The organism is Poseidonibacter sp. (assembly GCF_041821165.1).
In the GTDB taxonomy this organism is placed as follows: domain Bacteria; phylum Campylobacterota; class Campylobacteria; order Campylobacterales; family Arcobacteraceae; genus Poseidonibacter.
In genome coordinates this window covers 1-3,172 of sequence record NZ_JBGUES010000227.1, presented here as the reverse complement: position 1 = coordinate 3,172, position 3,172 = coordinate 1, and the positions used below count along the sequence as shown (strand labels likewise).

Annotated in this window: 4 protein-coding genes; 2 read left to right on the top strand and 2 right to left on the bottom strand. The window is 26.4% G+C overall.

What is annotated here, in order from left to right; all coding sequences use genetic code 11:
• Nucleotides 1-179 precede the first annotated feature (179 nt).
• Both ACERKK_RS12440 and ACERKK_RS12435 read left to right on the top strand, forming a co-directional pair.
• On the top strand, nucleotides 180-566 hold the full coding sequence (locus tag ACERKK_RS12440) for a hypothetical protein (RefSeq protein WP_373773397.1): 387 nt from the start codon (nucleotides 180-182) through the stop codon (nucleotides 564-566).
• 624 nt (nucleotides 567-1,190) lie between these two features.
• Nucleotides 1,191-1,796, top strand: a complete 606-nt coding sequence (locus ACERKK_RS12435) for a TVP38/TMEM64 family protein (protein WP_373773396.1) — start codon at nucleotides 1,191-1,193, stop codon at nucleotides 1,794-1,796.
• Between the two features lie 94 nt (nucleotides 1,797-1,890).
• On the opposite strand, the gene ACERKK_RS12430 is transcribed toward ACERKK_RS12435, so the two are convergent.
• Together ACERKK_RS12430 and ACERKK_RS12425 are read right to left on the bottom strand one after the other, a co-directional pair.
• Complete coding sequence (locus ACERKK_RS12430) at nucleotides 1,891-2,553, bottom strand: hypothetical protein (RefSeq protein ID WP_373773395.1); 663 nt, start codon at nucleotides 2,551-2,553, stop codon at nucleotides 1,891-1,893.
• A gap of 14 nt (nucleotides 2,554-2,567) precedes the next feature.
• The coding region (locus tag ACERKK_RS12425; protein WP_373773394.1) for a tol-pal system YbgF family protein at nucleotides 2,568-3,172 on the bottom strand (605 nt) is incomplete at its 5' end.

Here is a 3,172-nt window from a genome sequence, read left to right as displayed (position 1 = left end):
AGAAAAGATATACTTCTACTTACAATTATACCTATGATCATAGCCAATATACTTCATAACTATACACTTGAATTTGTGGATTTCATACTCAATATTGTATTTTTAGGATTTTTTATAAGCTTATATTTTATAGGTTATTATTTACTTAAAAGATACGAGACAAAGGCACAAACAAATTTATGCTAATCAAAATAGTTTTAGGTTTTTTTCTTATCGCTTTAGCTGAAACATTCAATGGAATTTTTAGAGTAAAGGTTTTATCTAAAAAGCTAGGAATAAAAAAAGCAAAATTACTCTCTTTTTTACTAGGAGGTAGTATAGTTTTGATATTAAATCTTATTTTAGTACCTTGGATTGAACCTAAAAGTATGATGGATGCTTTTTCCATAGGCTTTACTTGGATGAGTTTGATGCTAGCTTATGATATTTTTGTAGGAAAAGTTTTATTCAGACTCTCATGGGAGAAAACTCTTGAGGATTTTAATATTTTCAAAGGAAACCTCTTAAGTTTTGGGCTCTTACTTATTGTTTTTTTACCTATAATAGTATTATTAGTAAAAAATTAATAAAAAAAATTTTTAAACATTTTACAAATCAATTCTTATTGTAAACTGTAAGTTAAATCCCTGAAAATAATAGTTAAAACGGTAACTACTATAAGCTGTCTTACACTAATCCTCTAATATAAAATAATATCAAACCTTTGATTTAAAAGGAATAAAAAAGATTTAAGCAACAATTTTAGAGGAAGTTCTGAAATTAAAAAACTATATATTTCCTATGTTTTACACATAAAAGGGAGAAGAAATAGTTTCATAATAGATCAAATCCTTTGATTTAAAACTAAAATCCCACAAACTGTAAGTTCTGGACATGTTTAAAAATTAAACTATATACTGATTATGCATAGACTTCAATCATTCTTTCTGGATTATCGGCTATTGAAATTGAATTAAAATAAAATATTTCATACTATAGAAGCTAAACTTGAATCTAAAATATACTTATATGATTATATATTTTATGAGGTTTTTTCTAAAGATTGATTCAGTATAATTTCTCTTAAAAAAATCTGTCGTAGATAGTAAAAAAGTATCATTATGAAAAAAACCATTAAATTCTTACGTGCAAATCGTCATTCGTTTCTTGTTTCGGTTATTGCTATTTTATTGCCTATTTTAGGAAGCCTTTTGAGTTTGTATATCATCTTTTCCTATCCAGAGATAACGGAGTGGATAAAAGGTCACTCTGCCCTATTTTTTATAGGAACAGCATTTACAATGGCCATCCTTTTGACTCCTACAACTTTTATTGCATCACTTAGTGGATTTTTGTTTGGTCTTAGTTCTTTAGTTTATGTTGTGCCTGGATATCTCTTAGCTTCATTGTTAGGATATATGTTTGGTCGGTACTTAGACAAAGGAAGGCTACTTAAATCTATGGTAGATATAGATAATAAAGAACTTTTGAAAAATACAGTTGAGTCAAATCCATTTTGGTTTGTGATATTATGTAGAATATCACCCATTTTACCTTTTGGATTGATGAATCTTCTTTTACCTGCATTTGGAGTTAAAGTAAAAGAGTTTATCACAGCAGGTACTTTAGGTATGCTGCCTAGAACTGTACTTTTTGTATGGTTAGGCAGTGCTGCACAAAATCTAATAGAAGCCCTTAAATCAGGTAATGGTGATATTGGATTCAAGTTTTATATAACATCTATACTAGTTATCGTTTCTTCATTTGGTCTTTTATACTTGTTTAAAAAGAAATTGCGACAGTTAAAATCGATATAGCTATTTATTACTATAATCCATAAACAGTACTTCAAAAGAATCTAAACAAAGTATATAAGACATCTATAATCTATTTTTATAGATGTCTTTAAATTTATTTTTTACCTCCACCTTTTCCTGAAGAGTTACCATGACCAGAAGAATTTCCTTTGCTTGAATTACTTTTACCAGAACTATTATTAGCAGATGAACTATTTGAATTTTGATTCTTTCCACTTAGTCCTAATGAGTTTTTTGAATTTTTGCTGGAATTACTATTTTTATTTACATTTGAGAAAGATTTGCTATCTCTATTTGTATTTTTACTTTTTGCATGACCTAATCCTAAAGTTCCTGCATGAACACCAATACTATGAGCAATTTCACCCCAACCCATTCCTGAATCTCTCATATCATTTATCTCATTAACACTTACACTTGAAATATCAGATAATCTACTAATTGCTGAATCTAATCTATTTTGTGATAATTCTAATGATGCTAAGGCATTATTTATTTCATCTTGTGTTGCATTTGGATCATTTTGTACATTTGCTAAATTTACTTGTGCTTCTGTAAGTTTATTTTCTGCATCTGTTATATCATTTTGCGTACTTATTGCTTCTTCTTGTGCTTTTTGAAATGATGCATCTGCTAAGTTTTCAGCTTTTTGAACTTGTGCTGTATTATCAAAAGTAGAAACCTCATCATCAGAAAATACAAAACTTACAAAAAATACAGATAAACCTAGAACTGTTGTAATAATTAACTTTTTCATAATAATCTCCTTTGTCAATTTATAACTGTTATAAAATCAATTGATTCATCTAAAATATATCTTTTATTTGTAGTTTTAACTTTTTTTGACTTATTAAACCAACTTAACAGTAATCTTGAAGAGTCAATATTTGAATATTTGTTTAAAATATATTTTTTAATAGTTTGAGCTTTTTGTTTTGCCAATTTCTTATTGTTTTTTTGATAAGAAACTATATGTATTTTAAGTTTTTGATTTTTACTTAATAATTTTGCTAATAAATCTAAGGAATCTTTTGATTCATTTTTTATTTCTAAACTAAAAGGATTAAAAGAAATATCTTTTAATATAAGTGAATTATTTTGAATTATATGAATTTTATAATCAAAATTTCCCAAATTATTTAAGTATCTTACAGCATCTTTTGAGAGAATTTGGGCAGGATAATAATCTAAATATATAAGCCATGCTTGTTTTTCTTCTGCTGTTCTTTTTAGTTTATTTAATAACATTGCCCTATTAAACAACGAAATTTGATTTGATGGTGATAGTTTTAATGCTTTTGAATAATATTTTAAAGCATTTAAGTATTCATTTTTATCATAATAATTATGTGCTAAATATATTAAAGATTGTAAAT

Coding starts and splice junctions, on each gene's coding strand:
- ACERKK_RS12440 (WP_373773397.1), top strand. CDS start 180: ATGCTAATCAAAATAGTTTTAGGTTTTTTTCTTATCGCTTTAGCTGAA.
- ACERKK_RS12430 (WP_373773395.1), bottom strand. CDS start 2,553: ATGAAAAAGTTAATTATTACAACAGTTCTAGGTTTATCTGTATTTTTT.